Consider the following 20,578-nt stretch of genomic DNA (forward strand, 5'->3'; position numbering starts at 1 on the left):
AACAAAGGGTTGTGCTACTTGAGCTTCTCGCGGCCATGGCGAGATTTCTCTTGCTGTTCCCGCGCCGCGTACTCGATTGCGCTGGTACGGAGAGTGCCGGCGATGTCGTTCTTGAGCAGGCTGTCCACGTACTGCATCTGACCTTTCCACCGCGTCATGAATGTGGAGAAGGCGGATGCGGATTTGAATCCCTTGAGACCAGGGCCGACCTGGTCGGTTTCCTTGGCCGCATCGTTGTCCGCCTTCGTGAAGGCTTCACGCACTGTGTCGGCGTTCGTGGCGCGCTTCCTCAGGAAGTGGGAGTCCGCGACGAGCTGCTTGCCTCCTCCATCACCTCGCTCCGCCGGTAGCTGATTCAGCTGCATGCTGCTCTGCTGCCGGGCAACCGCGGTGCTGCGGGCCTGCCCCCACATCTCATCGAATGACACGTTGGTTCCTCGATCCGTCGGCTGACCGGTCGGCTGGCGCCGTTTCAGCCGTGCTGGTCTGAGCCGTGGGTTCCGCCGCGAGGGAAGGGTTCGGCGGCATGGCCCTGGGGCGGGTTGTGGGGCGGGTACTGCTGCGGGTGGACGTGGGGGGAGTACGACGGTGGTGGGGGCATCAGCGGCGATGTCTGCGTCGCTCGTCGGCGGCGTGTGCGCAGGAGGGCGAGGGTGACCGCTATGCCGATGACGGCGGCGGATGCGGCGCCCAGGGTGAGCCACCATGCGACGTTGTCGTCGTCGTTGGGCTCAGAAGCGGCCGTGTCCGTTCCTCCCGCACCTGTGGTCGGTGTCTCGGAGTTTTTGGGTGCGGAGGCCTGCGGTGAGGGAGATGCGGTGGACGCGGCGAGGTCCGGCAAGGGGTACTGGTCCGCCGGGCCTGGATCACCTGGAGTCCTGAGCGCCACCCGAGGTCGCACGGTGCCGTAGCCGACGGAGTCGGTGCGCTCGTCGCCGTTCTTGGGCTTGCCCGCCGTGTTCAGCAGGACCCGGAGCACCTGATGGTTGGTCCAGTCGGGGTGCTTTGACCAGATGAGGGCTGCGGATGCGGAAGCGATGGCTGTGGCGTCGCTGGTCCCGTCAGTGCGGCAAACCCTGGTGCCTCCGAGACAGGCGTGGATCATGTCCTTGCCTGGCGCCATGAGGTCGACCTGCGGGCCGCTTTGCGAGTTGGCCAGGGCCTTTGCGTTCTTGTCGGACGCCCCGATGCCGACGACGCCAGGTGTTGCTGCCGGGAAACCTGCCAGGTTGGTCGTATCCCCGTCATTGCCGACGGCGGCGAAGACCAGCTTTCCTTGGTCGATGGCATACCGCACAGCGGAAGTGAGCTGCGGGGTGTCGACATTCCGCCTGCCGGGAGCGTTGTAGGCGCCCATAGAGATGTTGATGATCTGGGCATCTGTGTCGGCGGCGTAACGAATCGCCTTGGACATGATTCGTGAGAATTGGGCACCTGTGTCGACCTGACCGTAATCCTCCTCGGTGTAGCGCATACGGACTGGAAGGATCTTGACCCCGGGGGCAAGACCATGAGAGCCGCTGACTGAGCCCCGCGCCCCTGTGGCTGCGATAAGTGACGCGATGCTTGTGCCGTGGCCGGCCAGATCGGTGTGCTCGTCACCGCGCTGGTCTGAGTAGTCCTTCCCGTCAAGCACCTGTCCCCTGAGATCGGTCAGGGTGTCGTCCACACCTGAGTCCAGAACAGCCACTGTGACGCCACTGCCTGTGCTCGATTTCCACATCTCGTCAGCTTGCATGGCGTCGAGGTGCCACTGACGGGACCGCACTGACTCGGCATGAGCCGGGCTTGTAGCTGCGCCTGTCAAGAGGAGACTCAACGCCGCTGACGACGCCAACATGTGCCGCACCGCGCGCAGTCCGCTGTTTCTGGAGCCCATGTGCCTTCCTGAGGATGGAACCGATCGCGGTCAGTCAAGAACCGGTGGGACGGTACGACGGGACCCACGAGCCCATGTAGCTTCGTCCTCGACGAGATAGTCAGGTCGCTCATGGTCCTGCCGGTCACTCCGCTGACTGGCAGGTTGGGCGGGCCGAGGTCCTTGAGGGAATACGCCGGCGCGTTCTCGCGCCGGTCCTGCAGGAGACTGGCGGACCAGCCCGGATCCGCCTGGCGTAAAGGGCCGGCCTGCTGGGCTGCTGACCTGACCTGGTCGGTTGCCGACAGAGCCGCCTGTTTCAGTCACCAATCGACGTCCGGCTGCCAGCCCTCCAGGCGGGTTGGCACCGGTCCCGGCAGACATGCCGGGCACCAACCCCCGTGCCATGGGGGCACGCCCTTGCGCCCCAGCAGCTCCGCTGCCACTACCGATCACGTTTCCTTGCGGGATGCTTGGCGGGCGTCCCGTACCGGGCGCCACAGGACGGCCACCGATGACGCCACTTTCCCTGGGCGTACGGATCCCGGGGTTCGCCGTGCTGCCCTGCCACGGCGCTACGGGGCTCTGGAACGTTGCTGGCGTACGCACGGCGCCCGGGCCCGTCGTGCCACCACTTCCGAACGCAGGAGGAACGACGCCCGGTTGGAACGGCGAGGTCGTTTCGGGCTTGAGGCTCGCCGGCTGCGAGGTAGGCGCCGTCGGCGGAACTGCCGCGGTGGTGTCCGGGAGGGCTGCGACGCCGTCGATCTCCATGGCCACAGGCACCGTGCCTACGGCCTGCTGCCTCCGCGTGCTGTCAGGCGTCGGGACCACAGTACTGAGCGGTGCCGCCGAGCTGCTGTGATGACCACTGGACGAGGCCGACTGGACATGGTTCCCCCGAACGTCAGCGTCTCCTCCTGCGCTACTGCCGTCCGCCACGTATTCCCGACTCGACTCCCACCAAGTCGAGTTGTCAGTGTGCCGCGCCGGAGGCGAGAACGTAGGCGGTTCCACCCCATTCACCTGCTGCGCCGAATACTCATACGTCTGCGCCAGCTTCCGCAGCTGCTGGATCGCCTCCGCCCGCGCCGCCTCCATGCGCTGCTGTGCCGCCGTCGCGTCGGACTGGGCCGTCTGCGCCAGCTTGCGCGCGTCGGGGTCGTTCCGTGCGCCCGGCTCCTGCGTCGTGGCGAAGGCCTTCCGCGCGTCGGCCAGGTCCGCCTTGGCCCGGGTGGTCTCGGACGTGGCCGGCATGGCCGCCTTGGCCTCGGCCACCGCCTGGGCCACCGTGGCCATCCAGCGGGAGGCGACCTCCGCGTACTGGCCCAGGCGCAGGGTCGCGGCCGCGCTCTGCCCGCCCCAGTCGCGGAAGGCGTCGCCGCCCTCGCCCTGCCACTCCAGTCCCTTGACGTACGTCATGAGGTCGTCGCCGATCTTCGTGATCGTCGACGAGGCCTTGGCGAGCTTCGTCGCGAGCTGGGACGCGCCGGCCGAACTGGCCGATTCCAGCAGCGCCGCCAACTGCTCGTGGGTCATGGACTCGAAGTCCGTGCGCCCCGGCTGCGGCGTTCCGCGGCCTGTCTGCCCGGCCATCAGTACTCTCCCCCCTCGGTGGTGGAAGGCTCCGGCGTGCCGGCCGCGCCACCCTTACCGGTCCCACCGGTCGCATCCGTCGTACCGGCCGGCCGCTCCGCGTACGGATCCCGCCCCGCCACGTAGTACTTCTCCGCCTCCGCGTTGACCGCCCTCATCCGCGCCTTGATGTCCGCGTCGAGGTTCTCGTAGCCCACCCGCGACGCGTGCACCGCCAGGCCCATGCTCTCGATCTGCGTGCCCAGGGCCTTGGACAGCTTCTCCAGTTCGTCGTGGACGACGGCGTAGGAGTCGTAGAGGAACTGGGCCTCCTTGAACTCGGCGGCGCCCAGCTGGGCGCGCTGCAGGCGGTCCTGGCCGACCTTGCCCGGTGCCGCCTCCGACTCGTCCAGTTCCCGCAGCAGGGCGTCGACGCGCTTCTTGAAGCCCGCCATGGCCTTGTGCTGGATGTCCAGCGCCATCGCGGGGTTCACCCCGGACAACGTGTCGAACGCCTTGCCCGTGTCCGGCGCCCCGCCCGTGCCGCCGCCCCCGTGCGAACTCACCTCTGCAACCTCCCCGTTCCCTTCCAGACGCCCCCGTCTCCGCGCCCGGACCCGATCACCCTAGTGCCGTTGCGGTAGCAAGCCCACTTGAATCAGGGGCGTCCCGCGCTTGCGTGACACGAACACGCCACGTCCGGCAGGCATGGGACGCGCCCGCACGTTGCCCAGGATGTCGCCCTCGCTCGGATCACCCGAAAGGATCACGCCCTGCGCGCCGAGCTCCTTCAGCCGCTGCAGGAAGGACTCGTACATGGCCCGCGAGGCGCCCGCCGAACTGCGCGCGACGATGAACTTGACGCCCACGTCACGGGCGAACGGCAGGTGCTCCACGAGCTGCGCCATCGGGTTGCCGGAGCCCGCCGCGACGAGTTCGTAGTCGTCGACCACGACGAACAGCTGGGGGCCGCTCCACCAACTGCGGTCCCGCAGCTGCTGGGGCGTGATGTCCGGCTTGGGCGCGCGCCGCTCCATGAACTGGCCGATGGCGTCCATGTGCACCTGCATGGCCGACGCCATCGGCGCGTACTCCAGCAGGTGTTCCTCCGACACCGCCTCCAGCATGGTGCGCCGGTAGTCCCCGACGACGATGCGTGCCTCGGCCGGGGTGTAGCGCTCGGCGATCTGCTTGGCGATCAGGCGCAGCAGGTTGGTCTTGCCCGACTCGCTGTCACCGAACACGAGCAGGAACGGGTCCGTGTCGAAGTCGACGAAAACCGGTTCCAGGCCGGCCTCGTCGATGCCGATCGCGATGCCGTGCTGCGGGAACTCGAAGCCCTTGGGCAGCTGGTCGGCGGGCAGCTTGCGCGGCAGCAGCCGTACCGCCGGGGCCGGCGGCCCCTGCCAGCCGCTGCGCACCGTCCGCACGAGCTGAGCCGTGGCCTGCGTGAGGCTCTCGGCCTCGGACAGCGAGTCGATGCGCGGCAGTGCGGTCATGAAGTGCAGCTTCTGCGGGACCTGGCCGCGCCCCGGCACACCCGCCGGCACGTTCAGCGCGACCTTGCGGTCGAACTCGGAGTCCATGGCGTCGCCCAGCCGCAGCTCCAGCCGCCCCAGGATCTGGTCCTTCAGAGCCGCGCGCACCTCCATGTAGCGGGAGGCGGACAGCACGACGTGCACGCCGTAGCCCAGGCCGCGCCCGGCGATGTCGTGGACGACGCCTTCCAGCCCTTCGTAGTCGTTGCGGAAGGCGCCCCAGCCGTCGACGACCAGGAAGACGTCGCCCCAGGCCTCGCTCGGCAGTTCACCCGCCGCGCGGCGGCGCCGGTAGGTGGCGATCGAGTCGATGCCGTTGCTGCGGAAGAACCGCTCGCGCCGGTTGAGGATGCCCACGACCTCCGCGACCGTGCGCCGCACCCGCTCGGGATCGAGCCGGGACGCCACCCCGCCCACGTGCGGCAGGTCGTTCACCGCGGTGAGGCCGCCACCGCCGAAGTCCAGGCAGTAGAACTGCACTTCGTGCGGCGTGTGGGTGAGCGCGAACGAGGAGATCAACGTGCGCAGCAGCGTGGACTTGCCCGACTGGGGGCCGCCCACCACCATCATGTGTCCCGCCGCGCCCGAGAAGTCCTGGTACAGCACGTCGCGTCGCTGTTCGTACGGCTTGTCGATCAGCCCCAGCGGGACCGTCAGCCCGCCGAGCCGCGTGTACTCGGCGGCGTGCGCGCCGCGCTCCCTGGTGACGGCCAGGGCGGGCAGCAGGTCGTTCAGCGCCGGGGCCTGCTCCAGCGGCGGCAGCCACACCTGGTGCGCCGGTACGCCCTGCCCCTCCAGGCGCTGCACGATCACGTCGAGCACGGTGTCGGCGAGGGCGTCGTCCTCCCCGCGCGGCTGCGGGTCCTGCCCCGGTTCGGGAGCCGCGTACGTCACCGGCACGGCAGCCGCCGTGAACAGCGCGGGCCGCCGCTCCACGGGCAGCCTGCCGGCCGAGGCATCCGGGCCGCCCGTGCGGTACACGCCGGACACGTAGGCGGCCTTGAACCGCACCATCTCGTCCGTGCCGAACTTCAGGTAGCCGGAGCCGGGCACGGACGGCAGGTGGTAGGCGTCCGGCACGCCCAGCGCGGCACGGGACTCGGCGGCCGAGAACGTCCGCAGGCCGATGCGGTACGACAGGTAGGTGTCCAGGCCGCGCAACCGGCCCTCCTCCAGCCGCTGCGAAGCCAGCAGCAGATGGACCCCCAGCGACCGTCCGATGCGGCCGATCTGGATGAACATGTCGATGAAGTCGGGCTTGGCGGTGAGCAGTTCGCTGAACTCGTCGATCACCAGGACGAGGGACGCGAGCGGCTCGAGCGGGGCGCCCGCGGCGCGTGCCTTCTCGTAGTCGTGGAGGTTCGCGTAGTTGCCGGCCGACCGCAACAGCTCCTGCCTGCGCTGCAGTTCACCGCGGATGGCGTCACCCATGCGGTCGACCAGGGTCAGGTCGTCGGCCAGGTTGGTGATGACCGCGGCGACGTGCGGCATCTGAGCCATGCCGGCGAAGGTCGCGCCGCCCTTGAAGTCCGCCAGCACGAAGTTGAGCGTCTCGGACGAGTGCGTGACCGCCAGTCCCAGGACGAGGGTGCGCAGGAGCTCCGACTTGCCGGAACCCGTGGCGCCGACGCAGAGTCCGTGCGGCCCCATGCCGTCCTGGGCGGCCTCCTTCAGGTCCAGCATCACGGGCCGGCCGTCCTCGCCCACGCCGATGGGCACGCGCAGCCGCTCCGGGGTGGACCGGGGGCGCCAGGTGCGCTGGACGTCCACGGAGGCGGCGTCGCCCAGTCCGAGCAGGTCGGTGAAGTCCAGGTTGGACAGCAGAGGTTCGTCGTCGTCACCCCCGCCCATGCGCAGGGGGGCGAGCTGGCGGGCCAGCGCCTCGGCGGCGGCCGGCGACATCGCGTCCGGCGTGCCCTCGTAGGCGATGCCGCCCCCGGAGTCCAGCCACAGACGGTCCGGGCGCACCACGACGGAGAGGTCACCGCGCGGCTGGTCCAGGTCTCCGGCGACGACTTCCACCACGGTGACGCCCTGCAGACCCTCGGCGGCGGCGAAGGCCGAGGTGGGCGGCACCATGCCGCCGTCCAGCACCACCAGCACGTGCGGCTGGTCCAGGAGCGGGCGGCCTTCCCTGCTGAACCTCGGGCGGCCCTCCAGCCGGGGCGCGAGCAGCGCCTCCAGCTCTCCCAGGTCGTCGCCGAACAGCCGCCGGGTGCCTGCCCCATCCACCTGCCCGGCCACCTGGCTGTGCGGCAGCCACTTGGTCCAGTCCCAGCGCTCCACCGCCGCGGGCGCGGCCACCACGGCGACCAGCAGGTCGTCGGGGGAGTGCAGGGTGACCGCCTGCGCCACCAGCGCGCGGGCCGTGGACCGGGCGCACTCCGGCTCACCGGACACCGTGACGTGGTAGAAGGCGCGCAACGACACCGCCACCGGCAGGGCGTCCAACTGGCCGTGCACGGTGAGGAACCGCTGCATGGCTCCCGCGCACAGCGGCTCGAGTTCGTCGACCGGCGCGGTGTCCGGCGCGACCAGGGGCGTGGCCAGTTGCTGCGGTCCCAGGCCGAGCCGCACCTGCCCGAAGTCGCCGTCACCGACGCGCCGCTCCCACACCCGGCTGCCCTCGGCGACCACGGCCCACAACTGGTCGGGTGCGGGGTGCAGATACAACTGGGCGTCGCGCTGGCGCAGCGCGGTCCGCCGGATCCGGCGGCGCGTCTGGGCCAGGTACCGCAGGTAGTCCCGTCGCACGTCGGCCATTTGCCCCTGCGTACCGCGGCGGTAGCGGACGATCTGCGCGACCACCATGGCGGCCGTCGACACCAGCATGACCACGCCCATGATCCGCATGAACGGATGGGCGTTGGGGGACGCGAAGTAGAACACCACCGACGAGCCCATGCCGAGCGTCGGCAGCACCTGCATGAGCACGCCCTCCTGCTGCCCGCGCGGCAACTCGGGAGGAGCTTCCAGTTGCAGTTCTTCCGAGGGCACTTCGGGCGGGAGGGCACGAGGCGGACGCTTGACGACGATCTGGCTCACCGAGGTCAATCCCCCTGCTCCGACGGGCCATTGCCCACCGGCACCCCCGTGGTACCGGCCGTCCCGCGCTGCCCGGCGATCCTACTCGGCACGACCGACGGCGCTTGTCGGTAGGGTGGCGCACCGCAGCGTACGCATCCGCGAAGCAGGGGGTCAGTGAAGGTGAGTTCGACCACGGCAACAGGGTTCTGCCGAGTCACCGTCGTCGCGCCCGACAGTCGCATCGACGTGGCGCTGCCGGTGGACCTGGCCGTGGCCGAGGTCTACCCGGAGATCCTGCGTCTGACCGGCCAGACCCAGCCCGCCGGCACCCCGACGGGCTATCACCTGGTCCGCCGCGACGGCCGGGTGCTTGACGGAGCGCGCACCCTGGCCGACGAGCGCGTCCTGGACGGCGAGGTGCTGAGCCTGCGCCCCTTCGCCGAGTCGCTGCCGCCGGCCGTCTACGACGACGTCTCGGACGCCGTCGCCTCGGCCGTGGTCCGCGACCGCCACCTGTGGAGCGACGACCTGCTGCGCGCCGCGGGGCTGGCCGGCGGCGCACTGCTGGTGCTGCTGACCGGGTTCGTCCTCTGGTACGCCGACCCGGTGCGCCACGACATGAGCGGACTGCCCGGCATCCTCGCCGGCGGCATCGGCCTGCTCCTCACCGCGTTCGCCGGCGTCCGCACCCGCGTCTACGCGGACCGGGCCTCGGCGGCGGCCCTGGGACTCTCGGCGCTGCCGCTGCTGATGATCGCCGGCACCGGCATCATCGGCCCGCAGGCCGGTCACGGACCCGGCAAGCTCCAGTTCATGCTGGGCTGCGTGACCGTGCTGGTGGCGTCGGTGGTGCTGGCCGCACTGTCCCCGGCCTCGGACGCGCCCTTCGTGGCGGCCACCTTCCTCGCGGCGGTGGGGTCGCTGGTCACGTTCGTCGCCATCGTCGCCGGCGCCTCGGCGACGGCGGCCGCCGCCGTGTGCGCGCCCGCCGCGATCGGCCTGGTGGCCTTCCTGCCCGGCATGTCGGCACGGTTCGCGCGCCTGCCCATCGGTTACGCCTCACCCCGCTCGGCCGCGCAGGACGACTTCGACCCGGACCCCGGGCAGGGCCCCGACGAGGAGCCGCTGGACGCCGAGCGGATCGCGGCGCAGGCCAGGCGTGGGCACGAGATGCTGCTGGGACTCGTGGCCGGCACGGCGGCCGTCGTCATCGCCTCCGCGGCGGTCCTGGGTTTCTCGGACGACGTCTGGGGCCAGCTGCTGGCCCTGGCGGCCGGGCTGGCCATGCTGATCAGGGCACGGCTGTTCCGCTACACCTCCCAGGTGGTGTGCGTGCTGGTGGCGGGCATCGCGGCGATCGCCCTGCTGATGCTCGGCCTCGCCCTGAACCCTCCGGCTGCGGCCCTGGCCGAGTTCGTGCTCCACGACGACCGCGGGGCACTCGACGCCCGCACGGTCTGGCTGACCGCGGCCGTCGCGGCGGGCGCCGCACTCGTCACCGCCGTCGGGCTCGTCGTCCCGCGCAAGGGCCTGTCCCCGTTCTGGGGCCGGTTCCTGGATCTGGCGGAGGGGGCCGTGCTGCTCTCCCTGGTCCCGCTGTGCCTCGCCGTCCTGGGCGTCCTCACCGACGTCCGGTCCATGACCGGCTGACCTGAGACGATGTGCCGGGCGGCGGCAGGGGCCCGGGGGAGTCGGCCGCCGACGCGCCGCGCGCCGGAGGGCGGAAGACGCCCCGGCCGGTCCGGGTCAGCCGCCCGGCGAACCCTCCCCTCACCGCCTGCTAACCTGGTCGACGGCCGTTTGTGTACGCACCCCCGGAGCGATCCCTCGCCCTGGAGGCCGCGCCCAGCGGATCCCCGCCTTCCGAGTCACGGAAGCTCCCCCGAGATGCAGACCGGGGGCACTCGGTGGCCCATCACAGACCCAATGAGGAGTACGCGTGCCGCTCGACGCCGCTACGAAGAAGCAGATCATCACCGAGTTCGGCCAGAAGGAGGGCGACACCGGCTCCCCCGAGGTCCAGGTCGCCATGCTCTCGCGCCGCATCTCGGACCTGACCGAGCACCTCAAGACCCACAAGCACGACCACCACTCGCGTCGTGGCCTGCTGATCCTTGTGGGTCAGCGCCGCCGCCTCCTGCAGTACCTGGCGAAGAAGGACATCCAGCGCTTCCGTGCGCTGGTCGAGCGCCTCGGCATCCGCCGCGGTGCGGCGGGCGCCAAGTAGGACGCCGTGAGGGGAGCGGTTCCCGGCAGGAAAAGGGAACCGCTCCCTTTGCCGTACGTGCGGAGTGTCACCCCTGCTTTGTAGTGTGGTAGCACAACGCAAGATGCGACACAGCGTGATACGTCCTCACCGAGATGGGTACGGCGTATCACGTAAGACGAACGAGGAGAGGCGCACCGAGCCGCCGCCGGTCCTCGGTAGTGGCCCCCGGGAGAAGCGATCCCCGGGTGCTTCGATCGAAGACCGGCCCGCACAGCACCGTGCGCTTCTCCGCAACCGTCCCCCTGCCACACGGGCAGCCGGGACGAAGACGAGGAGAAATCACTAGTGGAGAACGAGACCCACTACGCCGAGGCCGTCATCGACAACGGCGTTTTCGGCACCCGCACCATCCGCTTCGAGACGGGCCGCCTGGCCAAGCAGGCCGCCGGCTCCGCCGTGGCCTACCTGGACGACGACACCATGGTGCTGTCGGCCACCACCGCCTCCAAGAACCCCAAGGACCAGCTCGACTTCTTCCCCCTCACGGTGGACGTCGAGGAGCGGATGTACGCCGCCGGCAAGATCCCCGGCAGCTTCTTCCGCCGTGAGGGCCGTCCCTCCGAGGACGCCATCCTCACCTGCCGTCTGATCGACCGCCCGCTGCGCCCGTCCTTCAAGAAGGGCCTGCGCAACGAGATCCAGGTCGTCGCCACGATCATGGCGCTCAACCCCGACCACCTGTACGACGTCGTCGCGATCAACGCGGCCTCGGCGTCCACGCAGCTGGCCGGCCTGCCCTTCTCCGGCCCGATCGGCGGCGTCCGCGTCGCGCTGATCCGCGGCCAGTGGGTGGCCTTCCCGACGCACACCGAGCTCGAGGACGCCGTCTTCGACATGGTCGTCGCGGGTCGCGTCCTGGAGGACGGCGACGTCGCGATCATGATGGTCGAGGCCGAGGCCACCGAGAAGACCATCAAGCTGGTCGAGGGCGGCGCCGACGCGCCGACCGAGGAGGTCGTCGCGGCCGGTCTGGACGCCGCGAAGCCCTTCATCAAGGTCCTGTGCAAGGCGCAGTCGGACCTCGCCGCCAAGGCCGCCAAGCCCACCGGCGAGTTCCCGATCTTCCTGGACTACCAGGACGACGTCCTCGAGGCGCTCACCGCCGCCGTCCGCCCCGAGCTGGCCCAGGCGCTCACCATCGCCGGCAAGCAGGAGCGCGAGGCCGAGCTCGACCGCGTCAAGCAGCTCGCCGCCGAGAAGCTCCTGCCGGAGTTCGAGGGCCGCGAGAAGGAGATCTCCGCCGCGTACCGCTCGCTGACCAAGACCCTGGTCCGTGAGCGCGTCATCAAGGAGAAGAAGCGCATCGACGGCCGCGGTGTCACCGACATCCGCACCCTGGCCGCCGAGGTCGAGGCCATCCCGCGGGTCCACGGCTCCGCCGTGTTCGAGCGCGGCGAGACGCAGATCCTGGGCGTCACCACGCTGAACATGCTCCGCATGGAGCAGCAGCTGGACACGCTGTCGCCGGTGACGCGCAAGCGCTACATGCACAACTACAACTTCCCGCCGTACTCCACCGGCGAGACCGGCCGCGTCGGCTCCCCGAAGCGCCGCGAGATCGGCCACGGCGCCCTCGCCGAGCGCGCCCTGGTCCCGGTCCTGCCGACGCGCGAGGAGTTCCCCTACGCGATCCGCCAGGTCTCCGAGGCGCTGAGCTCCAACGGCTCGACGTCCATGGGCTCGGTCTGCGCCTCCACCATGTCGCTGCTGAACGCCGGTGTGCCGCTGAAGGCCCCCGTCGCGGGTATCGCCATGGGCCTGATCTCCCAGGAGATCGAGGGCGAGACCCACTACGTCACCCTCACCGACATCCTCGGTGCGGAGGACGCCTTCGGCGACATGGACTTCAAGGTCGCCGGCACCAAGGACTTCGTGACCGCCCTCCAGCTCGACACCAAGCTGGACGGCATCCCGGCCTCCGTCCTGGCCGCGGCCCTGAAGCAGGCCCGTGACGCCCGCCTCCACATCCTCGACGTGATGATGGAAGCGATCGACACCCCGGACGAGATGTCCCCGAACGCCCCGCGGATCATCACCGTCAAGATCCCCGTGGACAAGATCGGCGAGGTCATCGGCCCCAAGGGCAAGATGATCAACCAGATCCAGGAGGACACCGGCGCCGACATCACGATCGAGGACGACGGCACGATCTACATCGGCGCGGTCGACGGACCCTCCGCCGAGGCTGCCCGCACCACGATCAACGGCATCGCCAACCCGACCATGCCGGAGGTCGGCGAGCGCTACCTGGGCACGGTCGTGAAGACGACCACCTTCGGCGCGTTCGTGTCGCTGCTCCCCGGCAAGGACGGTCTGCTGCACATCTCGCAGATCCGCAAGCTCGCCGGCGGCAAGCGCGTGGAGAACGTCGAGGACGTCCTCGGCGTGGGCGCGAAGGTCCAGGTCGAGATCGCGGAGATCGACTCCCGTGGCAAGCTCTCCCTGATCCCGGTCATCGAGGGCGAAGAAGGCGACGAGACGAAGGACGACGGCGACAAGTGACGTCCCGCGGTTTCCAGGCGACGGCCCGCACCTCTTCGGAGGCGCGGGCCGTCGCCCGTACCCAAACCCTGATCAAGGGCGAGAACGGCATCGGCACGGTCCGCAAGACCACCCTCCCCGGCGGCCTGCGCATCGTCACCGAGACCCTGCCGTCGGTCCGCTCCGCGACCTTCGGCATCTGGGCACACGTCGGCTCCCGTGACGAGACCCCGGCGCTGAACGGCGCCACGCACTACCTGGAGCACCTGCTCTTCAAGGGCACCGGCCGCAGGTCCGCCCTGGACATCTCCTCCGCGCTGGACGCGGTCGGCGGCGAGATGAACGCGTTCACGGCGAAGGAGTACACGTGCTACTACGCGCGCGTGCTCGACACCGACCTGCCGCTCGCCATCGACGTCGTCTGCGACATGCTGACCGGCTCGCTCATCCGCGAGGAGGACGTCGACGTCGAGCGCGGCGCCATCCTCGAAGAGATCGCCATGACCGAGGACGACCCGGGCGACTGCGTGCACGACCTGTTCGCGCACACGATGTTCGGCGACAACGCCCTCGGCCGCCCGGTCCTCGGCACGGTCGACACGGTCAACGCCCTCACCGCCGACCGCATCCGCCGCTTCTACAAGAAGCACTACGACCCGACCCACCTGGTCGTCGCCTGCGCCGGCAACGTCGACCACGCCAAGGTCGTCCGCCAGGTACGCGCCGCCTTCGACAAGGCGGGGGCCTTCCGGGACCTCGCCGCCGAGCCCGTCGCCCCGCGCGGCGGCCGTCGCGCGCTGCGCACCGCGGGCCGGGTCGAGCTGGTCGGCCGCAAGACCGAGCAGGCGCACGTCGTGCTGGGCATGCCGGGCCTGTCCCGCACCGACGAGCGGCGCTGGGCCCTCGGCGTGCTGAACACCGCCCTCGGCGGCGGCATGTCCTCCCGCCTGTTCCAGGAGGTCCGCGAGAAGCGCGGCCTGGCCTACAGCGTGTACTCGTACACCTCGGGCTTCGCCGACTGCGGCCTGTTCGGCGTCTACGCGGGCTGCAGGCCCTCCCAGGTGCACGACGTGCTGAAGATCTGCCGCGACGAGCTCGACCAGGTCGCCGAGCACGGCCTCCCGGACGACGAGATCGCACGCGCCGTCGGCCAGCTGCGCGGCTCCACGGTCCTCGGCCTGGAGGACACCGGTGCGCTGATGAACCGCATCGGCAAGAGCGAGCTGTGCTGGGGCGAGCAGATGTCGGTCGACGACATGCTGTCGCACATCGCGTCGGTCACCCCGGACGACGTCCGCGCGGTCGCCCGCGAGATCCTGGGACGGCGGCCCTCCCTGTCGGTCATCGGCCCGCTGAAGGACAAACAGGCGGCCCGCCTGCACGACGCCGTCGCCTGACCACCCCCCTGGTGAAAGAAGCACAACAGATGAGCAAGCTGCGCGTGGCGGTCCTCGGCGCCAAGGGCCGGATCGGTTCGGAGGCCGTCCGGGCCGTCGAAGCCGCCGAGGACATGGAACTGGTCGCCGCCCTCGGCCGGGGCGACGCACTGGAGGCGCTCACCGACACCGGCGCCCAGGTCGCGGTGGAACTGACCACCCCCGACTCGGTCATGGCCAACCTCGAGTTCTGCGTCGGCCACGGCATCCACGCGGTCGTCGGCACCACGGGCTGGAACGACGAGCGCCTCGCGCAGCTGAACGGCCTGCTGGAGAAGTCCCCGGGGACGGGCGTGCTCATCGCGCCCAACTTCTCCATCGGGGCCGTGCTGACCATGAAGTTCGCGCAGCTCGCCGCGCCGTACTTCGAGTCGGTCGAGGTCGTCGAGCTGCACCACCCGAACAAGGTGGACGCCCCCTCCGGCACCGCCACGCGCACCGCGCAGCTCATCGCCGAGGCCCGTCGCGCCGCCGGCACCGCCCCGGCGCCCGACGCCACGGCCACCGCCCTGGACGGTGCCCGGGGCGCCGACGTCGACGGCGTCCCGGTGCACGCCGTGCGGCTGCGCGGCCTGCTCGCCCACCAGGAGGTCCTGCTGGGCGGCGAGGGCGAGACCCTCACCGTCCGGCACGACTCGCTCCACCACAGCAGCTTCATGCCGGGCATCCTGCTCGGCGCCCGCCGCGTGGTGACCACCCCGGGCCTGACCTTCGGCCTGGAACACTTCCTGGACCTGAACTGAGCCCCTGACCCTCATGCGCGCGAAGCTCACCTACGCCCTCACGGCCGCCGTCCTGGTCGTCTACTTCGTCCTGGTCGGCAGCCGCGGCGTCCTGCTCATCGAGACCGGCACACCCCTCACCGTCACCTTCGGTGTGGCGGTGCTGATCCTGCCGGGCATCGGGCTGTGGTTCCTGTGGAAGAACACCCAGTTCGTCCGCCGGGCCAACGCCCTCGCCGCCGAGCTCGACGCCGAGGGCGGCCTGCCCGTCGACGAGCTGAAGCGGACCCCCAGCGGGCGCATCGACCGGGACTCGGCCGACGAGGTCTTCGCGCGCCGCAAGGCGGAGACGGAGGCCGCGCCGGAGGACTGGCGCACCTGGTTCCGTCTCGCCGTCGCCTACCACGATGCCCGCGACACCCCGCGGGCCCGCAAGGCGATGCAGCGCGCGATCGCGCTGCACGACGGCAAGCAGCCGGAAACGGCCTGACCGACCCCCACACATGACGGCGGGGCCGGACCTTACGCGGTCCGGCCCCGCCGTCATGACCAAGGGGGTGTCAGTGCGGCCGGTACTCATCGGCCCAGGCCTCCACGGTGTCCGCCGCCCGGTCGAAGGCCTCCGCGCGGCCCAGGAAGTCAGCGTCGTGGGTGCTCATCAACGGCGGCTCGGCGTCCGCGCCGGAACCCTGCCGCACGAGCAGCAGAGCCTGGCCCTGCACCGTACGCGGCAGCCCCAGCCACCGCACCGGCTGCTGCACCGTGCGGACGGAGGAGACCTGCGCCCAGGGCGTCGTACGCGTCGTGAAGAACGCGACGTGCCGCAGCCCTTGGGCGCTCACCCACACGCCCATGCGCAGCAGCCGCACGGCCGCGGCGATGACCAGCAGGGCGAGACCCAACACCACGAGCGCCGCGGTGAGTACGGCCGTCGCCCCGATGACGACCGCCGCGAACAGCACGAACGAGGCGAGCAGCAGCGCCAGCGCCGCCGTGCCCACCCGCCAGGGTCCGGGCCGGTACGGCCTCCGCCAGTGGTCACGGTCCTCGTGCGGGAGCGGAACGTCGTCCGCCGCCTCGAAAACGCGGTCGGCCGTCAGGAAGGGCAGGGGCACGGCGGGTCCTCACTCGATCCATGCGTGGGCTGTGCCCGGTGAGGCTACCGATCTGTGTCCCCGGTCACCACTGGCGGGGGGCCGGATGGAGGCACGCCCCGGCGGGGCGGTTCAGCGCCGCTCGGACGCCTGCGACTGCTGCGGCCGGTCGGCCGGATGGCCGGGCGACAGTGCGGGGGTCCCGATGACCAGGGACCCCACGAGCCCCGCGACGATCGTCAGGCCGAGCAGCCAGCGCCCGGCCAGCTCACCCGCCGACGGCCGCTCGGGCGGTGGGGGAGTGACATTGCTGCGGAACCTGTCGGCCTCGGCGACGAAGGCAAACGGTACGGGTTCACGCCGACCGAACATGGGGGGTGCGTCTCCCTTCAGGGGTGCGATGGACAGCTGTCGTCAAGAGAGACGAACGAGCTCCCCCGCAGGTGCCCTGTTTCACCGACTTCATTGCGGCACGCCACCGATCGCGCCCCTTCCGGCGAGCCGTAGAGTGGCGACGCCGAATGACGAGATGGGAAGGCCCTGCCGATCGTGACCGACACCCCCGCCGACGACCTCAAGCCCAGCTACCGCAGCGACGTGAGCGTCGAGCTGGTCAAGCACACCGCGTCCGACGCGGACGTCCTGTTCGCCGCCCGTGTCTCCACCCAGGGCGAGCAGTCCCTGGACGAGCTGAGCAAGGACCCGGAGCGTTCCAAGGGCCTGATCAACTACCTGATGCGCGACCGGCACGGCAGCCCCTTCGAGCACAACTCGATGACCTTCCTGATCAGCGCCCCGATCTTCGTCTTCCGCGAGTTCATGCGGCACCGCGTGGGCTGGTCCTACAACGAGGAGAGCGGCCGCTACCGCGAGCTCCAGCCCGTCTTCTACGTCCCGGACGCGTCCCGCAAGCTCGTCCAGGAGGGCCGCCCCGGCAAGTACGTCTTCGTCGAGGGCACCCAGGCACAGCAGGAGCTCGTCGGCCGGGTCATGGAGGACTCCTACCGGCAGGCGTACGAGGCGTACCAGGAGATGCTCGCCGCCGGCGTCGCCCGCGAGGTCGCCCGCGCGGTCCTGCCCGTCGGCCTGTACTCCTCGATGTACGCCACCTGCAACGCCCGCTCCCTGATGCACTTCCTCGGCCTGCGCACCCAGCACGAGCTGGCGAAGGTGCCCTCCTTCCCGCAGCGCGAGATCGAGATGGTCGGCGAGAAGATGGAGGCCGAGTGGGCCCGGCTCATGCCGCTCACGTACGCCGCCTTCAACGCCAACGGACGTGTGGCGCCGTAACGCGTCCCGGTTCGGCGATCAGGGACAGATGTACGGTTCAGCCGTGCGAAGTGTCCCGATTGCGGCATTTCGCGAAGTTCGCCTAGCCTGATCAAGCGGGTCCGGCACTGCTTGAACCCCCGAGCAAGCAGTGCCGGGCTCCCTTTTGTCCGAACTTGTCGGCCGACCCGCGGGCAGACCCGGTCCTGAGCAACGAGTAGCGTGTAACCCATGGCTCCGACCTCGACTCCGCAGACCCCCTTCGGGCGGGTCCTCACCGCCATGGTCACGCCCTTCACGGCGGACGGCGCACTCGACCTCGACGGCGCTCAGCGACTCGCCACCCACCTGGTGGACGCAGGCAACGACGGCCTGATCATCAACGGCACCACCGGCGAGTCCCCGACCACCAGCGACGCGGAGAAAGCGGACCTCGTACGGGCGGTCCTGGAAGCCGTGGGCGACCGCGCCCACGTCGTGGCCGGAGTCGGCACCAACGACACCCACCACAGCATCGAGCTCGCTCGCACGGCGGAGCGCACCGGCGCCCACGGCCTGCTCGTCGTGACGCCGTACTACAACAAGCCCCCGCAGGAGGGCCTCTACCGGCACTTCACGGCCGTCGCCGACGCGACCGCCCTGCCGGTCATGCTCTACGACATCCCCGGCCGCAGCGGTGTCCCCATCAACACGGAGACCCTCGTCCGGCTCGCCGAGCACCCGCGCATCGTCGCCAACAAGGACGCCAAGGGCGACCTCGGCCGCGCGAGCTGGGCCATCGCCCGCTCCGGCCTCGCCTGGTACTCCGGCGACGACATGCTCAACCTCCCCCTGCTCTCCGTGGGCGCCGTCGGCTTCGTCTCGGTCGTCGGCCACGTGGTCACCCCCGAGCTGCGCGCCCTGGTCGACGCGTACACCTCGGGCGACGTGCAGAAGGCCACCGAGATCCACCAGAAGCTGCTCCCCGTCTACACCGGCATGTTCCGCACCCAGGGCGTGATGACCACCAAGGCGGCGCTCGCCCTCCAGGGGCTCCCCGCCGGGCCGCTGCGCGCCCCCATGGTCGAGTGCGCGCCGGAGGAGATCGAGCAGCTCAAGATCGATCTTGCCGCCGGCGGGGTACAGCTCTGACACCAGACTTCGCGCGGCCTCACGCGCACCTGCTTCACAACTGAATACGCGGGCCACCGGTGCCCGCACACCCCACACGACAACTGCTCATGCACGAACGTCACGCGCGCCACGTGCCACACCGGTACGTGGCGCGCGTGGTGAGGAGAGTCTTTTGAGTCATCCGCACCCCGAACTCCGCACGCCCCCGCCGCTCGCCGAAGGCGGCCTGCGTGTCACCCCGCTCGGCGGTCTCGGCGAGATCGGCCGCAACATGACGGTCTTCGAATACGGCGGCCGCCTGCTGATCGTCGACTGCGGCGTGCTCTTCCCCGAGGAGGAGCAGCCCGGGATCGACCTGATCCTGCCGGACTTCTCGTCCATCAGGGACCGCCTCGACGACATCGAGGGCATCGTCCTCACCCACGGTCACGAGGACCACATCGGCGGCGTCCCCTTCCTCCTGCGCGAGAAGCCGGACATCCCGCTGATCGGCTCCAAGCTGACCCTGGCCCTGATCGAGGCCAAGCTCCAGGAGCACCGCATCCGTCCGTACACCCTGGAGGTGACGGAAGGGCACCGCGAGCGCATCGGCCCGTTCGACTGCGAGTTCGTCGCCGTCAACCACTCCATCCCCGACGCGCTGGCCGTCGCCATCCGCACACCGGCGGGCATGGTCGTCCACACCGGCGACTTCAAGATGGACCAGCTGCCGCTGGACGGCCGCCTCACGGACCTGCACGCGTTCGCCCGGCTCAGCGAGGAGGGCATCGACCTGCTCCTCTCCGACTCGACCAACGCCGAGGTCCCGGGCTTCGTCCCGCCCGAGCGGGACATCTCGAACGTCCTGCGCCAGGTCTTCGCCGGCGCACGCAAGCGGATCATCGTCGCGAGCTTCGCCAGCCACGTCCACCGCATCCAGCAGATCCTGGACGCGGCGCACGAGTACGGCCGCCGAGTCGCCTTCGTCGGCCGCTCCATGGTCCGCAACATGGGCATCGCGAGAGACCTCGGCTACCTGAAGGTCCCGCCGGGCCTCGTGGTCGACGTCAAGACGCTCGACGACCTGCCCGACAGCGAGGTCGTCCTGGTCTGCACGGGTTCCCAGGGCGAACCGATGGCGGCCCTGTCCCGCATGGCGAACCGGGACCACCAGATCCGCATCGTCAACGGCGACACGGTGATCCTGGCCTCGTCCCTGATCCCCGGCAACGAGAACGCGGTCTACCGCGTCATCAACGGCCTGACCCGCTGGGGAGCCAACGTCGTCCACAAGGGCAACGCCAAGGTGCACGTCTCCGGCCACGCCTCCGCGGGCGAGCTGCTGTACTTCTACAACATCTGCCGGCCGAAGAACCTGATGCCGGTGCACGGCGAATGGCGCCACCTGCGGGCCAACGCCGAGCTGGGCGCACTGACCGGTGTCCCGCACGACCGCATCGTCATCGCCGAGGACGGCGTCGCCGTCGACCTGGTCGAGGGCAAGGCCAAGATCTCCGGCAAGGTCCAGGCCGGATACGTCTACGTCGACGGCCTCTCGGTGGGCGACGTGGGCGAGCCGGCTCTGAAGGACCGCAAGATCCTCGGCGACGAGGGCATCATCTCGGTCTTCGTGGTCATCGACTCGTCGACCGGGAAGATCACCGGCGGTCCGCACGTCCACGCCCGCGGCTCGGGGATCGAGGACTCCGCCTTCGGCGACGTGATCCCGCGGATCACGGAGGTCCTCGAGCGCTCCGCCCAGGACGGCGTGGTCGAGCCGCACCAGCTGCAGCAGCTCGTGCGCCGCACGCTGGGCAAGTGGGTCTCGGACAACTACCGGCGCCGGCCGATGATCCTGCCCGTCGTGGTGGAGGTCTGACGACCCGTCGGGTCTGCACCCGGGTCAACTGGGAGCGGGGCGCCTCGATTTGCATCGGGGCGCCCCGCTCCAGTACGTTTACAACTCCTCCCGACGGGGCACCCGAGCCAGCTCAGGCTCAGCGGCCGCTTCCGACCGGGAAGGGAAATCCGGCTCAGAAACTTCTGATAAAGTCGGATCCGCCGGAAAGGAAACCGCGAGAGCGGGAACCTGGAAAGCGCCGAGGAAATCGGATCGGAAAGGTCTGATAGAGTCGGAAACGCAAGACCGAAGGGAAGCGCCCGGAGGAAAGCCCGAGAGGGTGAGTACAAAGGAAGCGACCGTTCCTTGAGAACTCA

General features: G+C 70.2%; 16 protein-coding genes. 9 read left to right on the forward strand and 7 right to left on the reverse strand.

What is annotated here, in order from left to right; all coding sequences use genetic code 11:
- Positions 1-14 precede the first annotated feature (14 nt).
- Genes ACZ4M5_RS29585 through eccCa form a run of 5 tightly spaced genes read right to left on the reverse strand, consistent with a single transcriptional unit; the run spans position 15 to position 8,016 of the window.
- On the reverse strand, positions 15-428 hold the full coding sequence (locus ACZ4M5_RS29585; protein ID WP_467741231.1) for a hypothetical protein: 414 nt from the start codon (positions 426-428) through the stop codon (positions 15-17).
- A gap of 44 nt (positions 429-472) precedes the next feature.
- Positions 473-1,879, reverse strand: a complete 1,407-nt coding sequence (mycP, locus tag ACZ4M5_RS29590) for a type VII secretion-associated serine protease mycosin (protein ID WP_467741233.1) — start codon at positions 1,877-1,879, stop codon at positions 473-475.
- Between the two features lie 30 nt (positions 1,880-1,909).
- A complete protein-coding gene (locus ACZ4M5_RS29595; protein ID WP_467741235.1) occupies positions 1,910-3,397 on the reverse strand; it encodes a WXG100 family type VII secretion target in 1,488 nt (495 codons plus the stop codon).
- A gap of 56 nt (positions 3,398-3,453) precedes the next feature.
- Complete coding sequence (locus ACZ4M5_RS29600) at positions 3,454-3,999, reverse strand: hypothetical protein (protein WP_467741237.1); 546 nt, start codon at positions 3,997-3,999, stop codon at positions 3,454-3,456.
- A gap of 60 nt (positions 4,000-4,059) precedes the next feature.
- A complete protein-coding gene (gene eccCa / locus ACZ4M5_RS29605) occupies positions 4,060-8,016 on the reverse strand; it encodes a type VII secretion protein EccCa (protein WP_467741239.1) in 3,957 nt (1,318 codons plus the stop codon).
- Positions 8,017-8,178: 162 nt separating this feature from the next.
- Here eccCa and eccD point away from each other — a divergent pair, with 162 nt between their 5' ends.
- The 6 genes from eccD to ACZ4M5_RS29635 all read left to right on the forward strand — a co-directional run bounded on the left by eccD (position 8,179) and on the right by ACZ4M5_RS29635 (position 15,396).
- Positions 8,179-9,648 (forward strand): type VII secretion integral membrane protein EccD, encoded by a 1,470-nt coding sequence (gene eccD / locus ACZ4M5_RS29610; protein WP_467741241.1) that lies wholly within the window; start codon positions 8,179-8,181, stop codon positions 9,646-9,648.
- A 289-nt stretch (positions 9,649-9,937) separates the two neighbouring features.
- Entirely contained in the window at positions 9,938-10,225 is a 288-nt protein-coding gene (rpsO, locus tag ACZ4M5_RS29615) for a 30S ribosomal protein S15 (protein ID WP_286065081.1), read from the forward strand.
- 327 nt (positions 10,226-10,552) lie between these two features.
- On the forward strand, positions 10,553-12,769 hold the full coding sequence (locus ACZ4M5_RS29620; protein ID WP_467741244.1) for a polyribonucleotide nucleotidyltransferase: 2,217 nt from the start codon (positions 10,553-10,555) through the stop codon (positions 12,767-12,769).
- Positions 12,766-14,145, forward strand: coding sequence for a M16 family metallopeptidase (locus tag ACZ4M5_RS29625; protein ID WP_467741246.1), 1,380 nt, complete (start codon positions 12,766-12,768; stop codon positions 14,143-14,145). The genes ACZ4M5_RS29620 and ACZ4M5_RS29625 overlap by 4 nt, the downstream gene beginning before the upstream one ends.
- Before the next feature lie 29 nt (positions 14,146-14,174).
- The gene (gene dapB, locus ACZ4M5_RS29630; protein ID WP_467741247.1) at positions 14,175-14,927 is read left to right on the forward strand and encodes a 4-hydroxy-tetrahydrodipicolinate reductase; all 753 of its coding nucleotides are present in this window, start codon (positions 14,175-14,177) and stop codon (positions 14,925-14,927) included.
- Positions 14,928-14,940: 13 nt separating this feature from the next.
- Positions 14,941-15,396 carry a tetratricopeptide repeat protein gene (locus tag ACZ4M5_RS29635; RefSeq protein WP_467741249.1) on the forward strand — a complete coding sequence of 152 codons (456 nt, stop codon included), beginning with the start codon at positions 14,941-14,943 and terminating at the stop codon, positions 15,394-15,396.
- Between the two features lie 70 nt (positions 15,397-15,466).
- Here the strand turns inward: ACZ4M5_RS29635 and ACZ4M5_RS29640 are convergent, their stop codons facing one another.
- A complete protein-coding gene (locus tag ACZ4M5_RS29640) occupies positions 15,467-16,021 on the reverse strand; it encodes a hypothetical protein (protein ID WP_467741251.1) in 555 nt (184 codons plus the stop codon).
- 111 nt (positions 16,022-16,132) lie between these two features.
- Positions 16,133-16,372, reverse strand: coding sequence for a hypothetical protein (locus ACZ4M5_RS29645; RefSeq protein ID WP_369193406.1), 240 nt, complete (start codon positions 16,370-16,372; stop codon positions 16,133-16,135).
- A 177-nt stretch (positions 16,373-16,549) separates the two neighbouring features.
- Here ACZ4M5_RS29645 and thyX point away from each other — a divergent pair, with 177 nt between their 5' ends.
- The 3 genes from thyX to ACZ4M5_RS29660 all read left to right on the forward strand — a co-directional run bounded on the left by thyX (position 16,550) and on the right by ACZ4M5_RS29660 (position 20,240).
- The gene (gene thyX / locus ACZ4M5_RS29650; protein ID WP_467741253.1) at positions 16,550-17,290 is read left to right on the forward strand and encodes an FAD-dependent thymidylate synthase; all 741 of its coding nucleotides are present in this window, start codon (positions 16,550-16,552) and stop codon (positions 17,288-17,290) included.
- Between the two features lie 210 nt (positions 17,291-17,500).
- A complete protein-coding gene (dapA, locus tag ACZ4M5_RS29655) occupies positions 17,501-18,400 on the forward strand; it encodes a 4-hydroxy-tetrahydrodipicolinate synthase (protein ID WP_467741255.1) in 900 nt (299 codons plus the stop codon).
- A gap of 154 nt (positions 18,401-18,554) precedes the next feature.
- Positions 18,555-20,240, forward strand: a complete 1,686-nt coding sequence (locus ACZ4M5_RS29660; RefSeq protein WP_467741257.1) for a ribonuclease J — start codon at positions 18,555-18,557, stop codon at positions 20,238-20,240.
- Positions 20,241-20,578 lie beyond the last annotated feature (338 nt).

The organism is Streptomyces sp. NPDC026246 (assembly GCF_055567995.1).